Consider the following 7,618-nt stretch of genomic DNA (forward strand, 5'->3'; position numbering starts at 1 on the left):
ACGGCGGCGGCCACCCGGGCGGGCTCCCGGGGCCGCTCGCCGGCCTCCGCGCCCAGCTGGCCCAGGCGCTCGGCGAGCAGGTCGGACAGCTCGGCCAGCCGGCCGCGCAGGTCCACCACCGCCCGCAGGTTCAGCACCGCCCAGCTGTCCCAGGCGTGGGCGAGCTCGGGCCCGGCCTCGCGGGCCACGGTCTCCTCGATCACGCCGGCGGTGTCCGCGAGGTCCAGCAGCCGGTAGGCGGTGGGCCGCGGCACGCCGAGCTCGGCCATGGCGTAGGCGTCCCAGGAGGGATGGCCCAGCGCCGTCCACACCCGGGCCCGGTGCGCGGCGCGCACCCGGCGGGTCAGTACCAGCGCGGCGGTGCGGGGCTCGGCCACCGCCGCGCGAAGCTCGTCCGTCAGCCGCCGCGCGTCGGCCCGGCCGACCGCGGCGTCCACCTCGGGGTTGCGGCTGTCGTCCATACGCCTTGCTTGCCCGCTGGAAGGTGGCCGAAATCGTGCGATACCAGGGTGAACGCTCGGTAACCGCCCGAGTGGCGCGTCCGCCGATTCCGTGGCATGAGCGGGCAGCGCCGGGGCAGACGGTGCGCACAGTGTTCGACGGCACGACGAGTCGCGGGAGGGCGAGGCCGATGTCGGAAGTGGTGGCGGCACAGCTGAGGATGCGTCTGATCACCGGCGAGGCGCGGGGGCGGGACCTGGACGTGGAGTGCCGCTACGAGACCGGTGACCCGTTCGCCGTCCGGCTCGACTTCGGCGCCGACGAGGGCGCGGTCTGGGTGCTCGCCCGTGACCTGCTGGCCGCCGGACTGCACGGGCCGGTCGGCGACGGCGACGTCCACATCGAACCGAGCGCCACCGGCACGCACGTCTTCATCGCCCTCGGCTGCCGGACCGGCGTGGCGCTGCTGAACGCCCCCGCCCGCCCGCTCGCCCGCTTCCTGCGCGCCACCGCGAGGGCGGTCCCGGTCGGCGCGGAGTCCGACCGCATCGACTGGGACCGCTGCATCCGCGATCTGCTCTCCGCCTGACCCGACCCTCGCCGGGCGGTCAGTCCACACCGTTCTCGACGACGACCCGCACGCTGTTCAGCCCGGGGTCCGCGGAGTCCGGCACCAGCATGCCGGCGGCCCGGCCGCCGCGCAGGTACTCGACGACGTCCTCGGTGAGCCGCTCGCCGGGCAGGGCGGCCGGGATGCCCGGCGGGTAGGGCGTCAGCATTTCGGCGGCGATCCGGCCCGGCGCCTTCTCGACGGGCACCTGCTCGGCCGGGCCGAAGAACGCGTCGCGCGGCAGCAGGACCTGTTCCAGGCGCAGCCGGTCCGGCCCCGGGACCTGGACGACGGGCGTGGGCCGCAGGTCGGCCGCGATCCCGACCAGCTCGGTCAGCCCGGCGAGTGCGGTCGTCCAGGCCGCCGGTGGTGAGCACGTCCGAGCGGAAGACGTCCGCGCCCAGCGTGCGCAGGGTGCGCGGATCGACGCCCCGGCCCTGCCGGTGGCCGGGCGGGGTGAAGGTGGTCAGCGGATTGGCGTGATAGGCCGCGAGGGCCTCCAGCACGGGTGCCTGCGACTGGTCCATGATCCGGCGGCTGCCCCGCCGGCCCCGCCGGAAACCCGCCGCCGCCCGCGCGGGGCGCCCGGACCCCGGTCCGGCCCCGCCGGGTGTGGCGCGGGAACCGCCGGGTAGGCGGGCGGTCCTCACCCGGTCCGCCGGCGCCGGCGGACCCCGACGATCCGGAAGGTGATGCCCGATGACCGTAGCGCCGACCATGTCCGCGGCCGGACTCGACGGGCCGGTCCTGTTCGTGACCGTGCTGCCCGCCGTCCTGGTGGTGGGCACCCTGCTGGCCGCCTTCGTGTGGGGCAGCCGCCGCCGGGCCCGGCGGCAGGAACCGCCGGTGCCGCTCGACCGGGCGGCCCGCCCGCGGAACCGCGGCGGAGGGCGGCATGAACCGCCGGATCGGGGTTAGAAGGCCGGTCGACACCGACCGCCGTCCCGCGTCAGGAAAGGGCCGCCGTGACCGACATCTCCCGCCTCCCCGGAGCCGCCGAGCAGCACTGGAACTGGCAGCTGGAGGGAGCCTGCCGCAGCGTCGACAGCAGCATCTTCTTCCACCCGGTCAACGAGCGCGGCGCCGCCGCGAAGGAGCGCGAGCAGCACGCGAAGTCCGTCTGCGCGCGCTGCCCGGTGCGGGTGCAGTGCCGCCGGTACGCGCTGGCCACCCGGGAGCCCTACGGCGTGTGGGGCGGGCTGACGGAGGAGGAGCGGCGTGCGCTGTTCACCGACGCCTCCGCACCGGCCCCGCGGGTCGCGTAGCACGACCCCCGGCCGGGACCGCCGCTGCCGGCTCCCGCGCGACGGCCGGGTTTGCCGATCCAGCAGGGTGGTACACGCAGCGCCAGGGCCCGGCCGGAGACCGGCAGGGCACCGGCCCTCCGAGGCTCCGCCCGTCCGCATCCACCGGGAGGCTTCCGTGATCGTCCTCGGCGTCATACTGCTCATCATCGGATTCGTCACCGGCATCTCGGTGCTGTGGACGATCGGCATCGTCCTCCTCGTGATCGGCCTCGTGCTGTGGATCGCCGGTGCCCTCGGCCACGCCGTCGGCGGACGCCGCCACTACTACTGACNGGAGGTGCCGGGCGGTCCGGGCGTTTGGTCCCGGTTCGGGCCGCCTTGCCACCTGGCACGGCCTTTCGACCCTGGGGGCCCGAACAGCCCACCCCGGGGTGTCGGGGCGGCCCGGGCGGACGATGCTCGTGCCATGGCCTCGATCGTCGTCCTCTACGAGCTGGAACCCGCCCGGGTGCTCGGCCCCGACGGGGTCGAGCCCGCCGTGGCGGCCGTGCACGCCGCCGGATCGGACCCGGACGTGCCCGAGGACCCGCTGCCGAGCACCCTGTGCGGGCGGGACACCGGGGACATGGAGCACGCCCACTTCCGGCCGGGTCTGGGCGAACCCTGGTACCCGCCGACGCTCGCCGAGCAGCGCTGCCGGGAGTGCGAGCGGGCCCTGCGCGCCCTGTAACGGACGGCGGGCCCTCTCCGGGCGGGGGGCTCGCCACCGAATCCCTCCGGGGGGCTTCCCCCAGGAAAGCCGGAGGCCCTCCCCAGCGCGCCGCCACCGCCGCCCGCGTGATGATCAACTCACCCCGGAGAAGTCCGGGAAGTCCCAGGACCTACGAGTTGAGGAGTGGTCACAGCGATGGCAGGCGGCAAGCGGATCGGGCGGCGCGGACTGTTGGCGGCGACGGCGGCCGTGGCGGTGACGGCCGTGCTCGCCCCGGTGGCGGCGGTCGCCGCCCCGGCGGGCCCGGTGGGGGTGAACGCCGCGGACTCCCGGGAGGCGGCCGTCGTACGGGCCCTGGACCGGGTCGCCCAGCCGCTGCGGACGACCGAGCCCGGCGGACGCACCGCCGACCTCCGCGCCCTCGGCACGATGATCGGCGACGCCAAGGTGGTCGGCCTCGGCGAGGCGACGCACGGCTCGCACGAGTTCTTCGCGATGAAGCACAGGCTCTTCCGCCACCTGGTCGAGGAGAAGGGCTTCACCACCTTCGCCCTGGAGACGAGCTGGACCAGCGGACTGCTGATCGACGAGTACGTCCAGGGCGGTTCCGGCGACGCCCGGCGGATCGTCAAGGAGGCGCTGGGCGGCAGCCCCTGGGAACGGGAGGAGTTCGCCGACCTGATCTCCTGGATGCGCGACTACAACCGGAGCCACCCGGGGCGCCCGCTGCGCTTCCTCGGCGACGACATCGGCGCCCCGAAGCTCGGCGACGCCGTCTTCGAGCGGGTCGCCGGCTACGTCCGGCAGGCCCGGCCGGACGTCCTGCCGGCGCTCGACGGGCTCTACGCGGGCCTGCGGCCGCTGGACGACACCATCGCCTACCTGGGCAGGCCCGTCGCCGAGCGCCGGGAGAACGCCGCCAGGGCCCAGCAGGCGCTCGACCTGGTCACCGCGAGCGGCACCCCCGGCGACGACGCGTACGAGTGGGCCCTGCAGCACGCCCGCAACATCGCCCAGACCTTCGGCTTCGCCGCCCTCGACCTCGCCGACCCCGCCTCCGTCTCCGCCGCGGAGCAGCTGCGCGACCGGGCCATGGCCGACAACACCGCCTGGTGGCAGCGCCGCACCGGCGGCAAGGTCCTGCTGTCGGCGCACAACGGGCACGCCGGCTACCTGGCCACCGACACCTTCATGTACCCCGAGCCGCAGGGCGCCCATCTGCGCGACGCCTACGGCCGCGACTACGTCGCCATCGGCTTCACCTTCGACCGGGGCTCCTTCCTCACCAACGACGAGGTGCTGGCCGGCGGCTGGAAGACCGTCACGGTGCCGCCGGCCACGCCGGACATGAACGAGTACACCCTCGACCGGGTCCGCCACCGCGACTACTACGTCGACCTGCGCAGCGCTCCGCGCGTCGCCCGGGACTGGCTGGACGTCACCCGGCCCACCTACGACGCCGGCTCGGTCTTCATCAACGACCCGATGCCGAGGCTCGCGGTCGGCCGGGCCTACGACGTCCTCATCCACCTCAACGAGGTCCACGCGGCCCGCAAGCTCTGACCGGCCCCCGGTCAGAAGGTGTGACCGGGCCAGGGGACGTCGGTGGCGACCGGGGCGGCGTAGTCGACGCCGGGCACGGAGAACCCGTACAGCCGCCGGACCTCGGCGCGGAACCAGTCGAGGTCCGCGAGGTCGGCGACGGTCGCGGTCGTCGCGGCCTCCCAGCGTTCGGCGACCGCCTCCTGGACACCGTCGGCGAACTCCCAAGCGTCCAGCCGGATCCGGCCCTCGTCGTCCAGGACGAGCGGGGCGGCGCCGGTGAGCTGGTCCCACAGGGCGGCGAGCTGGTGAACGGGCGGGACCACGCCCTCGCCGAGGACGCCGCGCAGCAGCCCGGTGTACAGGGCGATGCCCGGGATGGCGGTGGAGGACTGGGTGACGGCGGCGCCGTTCACCGAGGTGACGGCCCGCCCGTCCACCGTCTTGCCGAGCCGCTCGTTCAGGGTGCGGGCCCGGGCGACCGCGGCACCCGGTGGGCTTGTCCTCGGACGTCCTGGCCGGTCAGCTCAGCAGGGCAGCCGTGAACGTCTCGCGGTGGTCCGCCAGCCAGGTCTGCGCGCGGTCCCAGCGCTCCCATCCACCACGCTCGGCCCACGCCCGGAGATAGACGGGGTCTCCGCCGGCCACGCGGCGGGCGACGAAGGCCCGGCAGACCTCCGTCGCCTGCTCGACGACGCCTGGCAACTCGGTACGGTCACCCGCCGAGAGGCCGTAGCCGTCGGCGAGAATCCGCAGCCGTGCGGCCACGTCCAGCCCCGGGGGGTAGAGAGCGGCCGCGGACCCGGGATCGAGCACGGGCACCCAGTAGCGGGCGGTCATGGCGACGTCCCAGAGGGCACGGCCCGGGGCCGCCAGGTCGAAATCGATCAGGGCCACGGCACGACCGTCGCGGAAGACGACGTTCTCCGGGCACACGTCGTTGTGGCACAGCGTCGTTCCCCCCTCCGGGTCGGCGAGGTCCCGGGGCCACTCGGCACGGGTGTCCACCGCGACGGCCCCGCCGGCGTCGTGCAGACGCCGCAGCAGGCTCCCCACCGATGCGAGGGCGGCACTCCTCATCGCCCAGCCCGGGAACGGCGGCAGAGCCACGTCGCCGGGGATGAAGGCCAGCTGCTCACGGCCATCCCCGGTGAGGCCAACGGGGACCGGCGCCGCGTCGAAGCCGTGCTCCTTCAGCGCGCGGAGATGGGCGTGCAGGGCGCGCGCGTGGCGCGGTGCCGGTCGCTCCACCAAGTCCCCCTGGCGGAAGACCGCCCCCGCGTTCGCCATCCCGCCGACCAGCGCTCCGTCCTCAGCCGTCATGAGGACCACGCTATCGCCGGACCGACCCCGCCTGCCCCGCCGTGCACCGCGGCTCCCCGCCTGCCGGCCTTCCCCGGAGGAGGTCGGCCACCTCCGGGGTCCGTGACGGGGTGCGGAGCCGGACCCCGTCACGGCTCAGCCGCGTTCCCAGAGGCAGACCACCGTGCGGTCGGCGTCCGCGCCGTGGGCCTGGACACCCAGGTCGTGCAGGAACGCCGTCAGGTCGGGCGCGCCGGCCCGCCAGGTCTCGGCGAGGAAGGCGCCGACGTCGGGGCGCGTGAGCAACTCGGCCGTGGCGCCGGTGCACAGCACCAGGAGGTCGCCCGGCCGGGTGTCCACCGGCTGCCAGCGCAGGTCCAGCCCGTCGGGCAGGGCCCGTTCGGCCGTCCAGGTGGTACCGCCGCCCAGGGCCAGCCGCTCGTGCCAGACGCCGTCGCGCAGCAGCAGGGCCCGCCCGCCGCCGGTGCCGAACACCAGCTGCCGGCGGCTCCCCGCGGGGTCCTGGCCAAGCGGGGACAGGGCGGCCAGCAGGTCGGCCGACGCGTCGCCCGGCGTGGCGTGCCGCAGCTGGCCGAGACGCTCCAGCCCGCCCGTGGTGCCGCGCAGCGTCGAGCGCAGCAACTCGTCGACGGTGTCGGGGGAGTGCGCCTCCCACATGGCGTGCGCCAGCGGCTCGGCGAACGCGCCGACCTGGGTGGCCAGCGAGTTCACCAGGACGTCGGCGGCACTGTACGACCAGGCGCCCAGCGGGTTGCCCGCTGCCACCGCCGACAGCAGCACCTGCCGGGGGAACCCGGGCACGATCCGGGTCAGGAAGGCGTCGCGGCGGTAGCGCTGGTCGAGCCGGTTGCGGCCGCCGCGCTGGGACCCGGCCCGCACGTGCAGGTGGCCCAGGTCGACGCCGTCCACGACGGTGTCGGGCGCGACGTCCCGGCCGACCGGGAAGGCGCTCGGTACGGCCACCGGGAACGGGCCGGCGCCGAACCGTGGACCCGAGCGGGCCGGAAGCTCCACCGGCTTGACGACCTCGACGTGGACGATGCGCTCCGGGCCCGGCCGGTCGACGTACTCGATCGGGCCCGGCCGGTCGACGTACTGGATCGGACCGGGCCGGTCGACGTACTCGACCGGTCCGGGCCGGTCGACGTACTGGATCGGACCTGGCATCTCGCGCACCACCTCGGGCCCCGGCACCTCCACGTACCGGACCGGTCCGGGCACCTGGACGGTCGGCCGACGCACCAGCAGGAACCAGGCGAGGACGGCGTTGCCGATCACGGACAGGATCAGCAGGGTGGCGGTCAGAGCGTTCACGGGGCACCTTCCTGGGCGTCGCGCAGCGCGTCGGCCACCAGCGGGCCGCACCCGGTCGCGATCAGCTTCTCGTGCAGTTCCCGCGCGTACGCGGGGTCGAACAGCCGGTCCCCGTCCAGACCCGGCCAGTCGGGTTCGGCGGAGCGGGCGAAGCCCGGTGCGCAGGCCCGCAGTGCCGCGCCGTAGCGGCGGCGGGCCAGCGCGGCGACCGCGCCGGGCGCGGCGGCGGTCCACGGTTCCAGCACCCGCGCCGTGAGGTCGGCCAGCCCGGCGTCCGCGGCCTCCCGCTCGGTGCGTGCCGCGAGGGCGCGGCCGGTGAGCAGCGGGACGACCGTGAGCGCGTGCAGCGACTCGCCGAAGACCCGCCGGACCGCCACCGCCGACCAGACCGCGAGGTGCGGCAGGGCGCTCACCCCGAGCGTGTCGGTG

The 7,618-nt window shown here is 75.5% G+C and carries 9 protein-coding genes and 3 pseudogenes; 6 read left to right on the forward strand and 6 right to left on the reverse strand.

Annotated features, from left to right (window positions below; genetic code table 11):
* Positions 1–461: pseudogene (locus ABD308_RS06380) on the reverse strand (hypothetical protein); the annotation flags it as partial.
* 170 nt (positions 462–631) lie between these two features.
* On the opposite strand from ABD308_RS06380, the gene ABD308_RS06385 reads away from it, so the two are divergent.
* Complete coding sequence (locus ABD308_RS06385; RefSeq protein WP_344328482.1) at positions 632–1,030, forward strand: SsgA family sporulation/cell division regulator; 399 nt, start codon at positions 632–634, stop codon at positions 1,028–1,030.
* A 19-nt stretch (positions 1,031–1,049) separates the two neighbouring features.
* Here ABD308_RS06385 and ABD308_RS06390 read toward each other — a convergent pair.
* A pseudogene (locus tag ABD308_RS06390) lies at positions 1,050–1,397 on the reverse strand (Orn/Lys/Arg family decarboxylase); the annotation flags it as partial.
* 353 nt (positions 1,398–1,750) lie between these two features.
* Between ABD308_RS06390 and ABD308_RS06395 the strand changes: the two are divergent.
* From ABD308_RS06395 to ABD308_RS06415, 5 genes are all read left to right on the forward strand, one after another.
* Entirely contained in the window at positions 1,751–1,969 is a 219-nt protein-coding gene (locus ABD308_RS06395; RefSeq protein WP_344328493.1) for a DUF6479 family protein, read from the forward strand.
* Positions 1,970–2,016: 47 nt separating this feature from the next.
* Complete coding sequence (locus ABD308_RS06400; protein WP_344328501.1) at positions 2,017–2,316, forward strand: WhiB family transcriptional regulator; 300 nt, start codon at positions 2,017–2,019, stop codon at positions 2,314–2,316.
* Between the two features lie 157 nt (positions 2,317–2,473).
* Complete coding sequence (locus tag ABD308_RS06405) at positions 2,474–2,629, forward strand: DUF6131 family protein (protein ID WP_344328510.1); 156 nt, start codon at positions 2,474–2,476, stop codon at positions 2,627–2,629.
* A 135-nt stretch (positions 2,630–2,764) separates the two neighbouring features.
* Positions 2,765–3,028, forward strand: a complete 264-nt coding sequence (locus ABD308_RS06410; protein WP_344328521.1) for a hypothetical protein — start codon at positions 2,765–2,767, stop codon at positions 3,026–3,028.
* A gap of 177 nt (positions 3,029–3,205) precedes the next feature.
* Complete coding sequence (locus tag ABD308_RS06415) at positions 3,206–4,573, forward strand: erythromycin esterase family protein (RefSeq protein WP_344328526.1); 1,368 nt, start codon at positions 3,206–3,208, stop codon at positions 4,571–4,573.
* Positions 4,574–4,584: 11 nt separating this feature from the next.
* Here ABD308_RS06415 and ABD308_RS06420 read toward each other — a convergent pair.
* The 4 genes and pseudogenes from ABD308_RS06420 to ABD308_RS06435 all read right to left on the reverse strand — a co-directional run.
* Positions 4,585–5,031: pseudogene (locus ABD308_RS06420) on the reverse strand (enoyl-[acyl-carrier-protein] reductase FabV); the annotation flags it as partial.
* Between the two features lie 43 nt (positions 5,032–5,074).
* Positions 5,075–5,875, reverse strand: coding sequence for a phosphotransferase (locus ABD308_RS06425; protein WP_344328529.1), 801 nt, complete (start codon positions 5,873–5,875; stop codon positions 5,075–5,077).
* A gap of 135 nt (positions 5,876–6,010) precedes the next feature.
* Entirely contained in the window at positions 6,011–7,189 is a 1,179-nt protein-coding gene (locus ABD308_RS06430) for a hypothetical protein (RefSeq protein WP_344328531.1), read from the reverse strand.
* Positions 7,186–7,618, reverse strand: a 433-nt coding sequence (locus ABD308_RS06435; RefSeq protein ID WP_344328534.1) for a hypothetical protein, incomplete at its 5' end; no start/stop codon positions are given. The genes ABD308_RS06435 and ABD308_RS06430, both read right to left, overlap by 4 nt.

The organism is Kitasatospora putterlickiae, from assembly GCF_039527695.1.
Lineage (GTDB): Bacteria > Actinomycetota > Actinomycetes > Streptomycetales > Streptomycetaceae > Kitasatospora > Kitasatospora putterlickiae.